General features: G+C 47.3%; 1 protein-coding gene. It reads left to right on the forward strand.

Annotated features, from left to right (window positions below):
- Window positions 1-113: 113 nt before the first annotated feature.
- Window positions 114-1,340: IS1182 family transposase (locus tag G485_RS0117520; protein WP_027093563.1), on the forward strand; the 1,227-nt coding region annotated here is incomplete at its 3' end.

Below are 1,340 nucleotides of genomic sequence, written 5' to 3' on the forward strand. Positions count from 1 at the left end.
CAGACTGTCGAGAAAATCTCGGCGGTCTTTATTTTTGTTCCTTATATTTAACGCGGCACCGCGTTAATATGGTATAATTTAGTTAATCATTATCCAGAAAGCGTGGTGCTCTCATGCTCTACACTCATCAGCCCGACCCCCAATTGGATTATGAATTGGTTTGCATCGAGCACATGGTCCCTGAGGATCATCTGCTGCGTTATATCGACAAGTACATAGACTTCACGTTTATTCGAGAAAGGGTACGCCCCTACTACAGCGAAACCCATGGCCGTCCTTCCATTGATCCTGTCATGCTCTTCAAAATGCTATTTATCGGCTACTTATACGGGATTCGTTCGGAGCGCCAACTCGAGCAAGAAATTAACCTCAATGTCGGCTACCGTTGGTTTCTTGGCATTGGACTATCGAAGAAGGCGCCGGACCACAGCACCATCAGTTGGAATCGTAAATATCGATTCAAAGATACGACCATCTTTCAGGATATCTTCGATGAGGTCGTTCGCTTGGCGATCGCCAATCGGATGATAGCAGGCCGCGTTCTTATTACCGACTCCACTCACCTCAAAGCCAATGCGAATAAACGAAAACATCACGTTCAAGTGGTCGAGCAGCCGCCAAAGTCGTACATCAAGGAGCTTGATTTAGCCATTGATGAGGATCGGAAAAAACACGGAAAAAAGCCCTTGAAGCAGCGGAAGGAGGTGACCGAGTCCAAGGAGATCAAGATCAGTTCAACGGATCCTGAAAGCGGCTATATGGTTCGTGACGGAAAGCCCGAAGGCTTCTTCTATCTGGATCATCGAACCGTGGATCATAAGTATAACATCATTACAGACGTTCATATCACACCGGGTAACGTTCATGATTCCGTCCCCTACGTGGAACGGCTCAAGCATCAGATGGAGAAGTTTGGTTTCACGAAGACTTTGGAAGCGATCGCGCTAGATTCCGGTTACCTGACGAGTCACATTTGCAAGGAGCTACACGGCATGAATGTGTTTGCCGTGATTGGCGGACGCGCATTCACACCGACGAAAGGTCTTCTTAGAAAGCATCAGTTCAAGTTCGACGCCGAGCGCAATGTGTACTTGTGCCCGAATAAGCAGGAATTAAGGTATTCGACAACCAATCGAGAAGGCTATCGGGAGTACAAATCCAATCCCAAGGTTTGTGCGGACTGCCCTCTAATCGACAAATGCACCCGATCCAAGAACAAACAAAAAGTAATTACTCGTCATGTATGGGAAGACAGCAAAGAATGGGTTCGTCGAAACCGACTCAGCCGTTCCGGCAAATATTTGTACCGTCTGCGCTACCAGACGATTGAACGAAGCTTT

The organism is Cohnella thermotolerans DSM 17683, assembly GCF_000429825.1.
In the GTDB taxonomy this organism is placed as follows: domain Bacteria; phylum Bacillota; class Bacilli; order Paenibacillales; family Paenibacillaceae; genus Cohnella; species Cohnella thermotolerans.